Genomic DNA, 365 nt, shown 5'->3' with positions numbered 1-365 from the left:
GGGGGTGTGGACCTGCAGATCCTGGGGATCGGCACGGACGGGCACATCGCGTTCAACGAGCCGGGGTCGTCGCTGGCCTCGCGCACGCGGATCAAGACGTTGACGGCCCAGACGCGCGAGGACAACGCGCGGTTCTTCGGTGACGACGTGGACCAGGTGCCGCGGCACTGCCTGACGCAGGGGCTGGCCACGATCATGTCGGCCCGGCACCTGGTGCTGCTGGCCACGGGCAAGGGCAAGGCGGAGGCGGTGCACCAGCTGGTGGAGGGCCCGATCAGCGCGTTGTGGCCCGCGACGATCATGCAGATGCACCCGCACGCCACGGTGCTCGTCGACGACGCGGCGGCCTCGCGCCTGCAGCTCGG

At 71.2% G+C, this 365-nt stretch carries 1 protein-coding gene; it reads left to right on the top strand.

The annotated features are described in order from the left end of the window. Positions 1-365: 6-phosphogluconolactonase (locus AC6CH9_RS20845; protein WP_498156605.1), on the top strand; the 365-nt coding region annotated here is incomplete at both ends.

The sequence above is a fragment of the Cellulosimicrobium sp. GQ32 genome, from assembly GCF_059758455.1.
The sequence above is the reverse complement of the archived record's forward strand: the minus strand, read 5'-3'. Positions and strand labels throughout refer to the sequence as shown.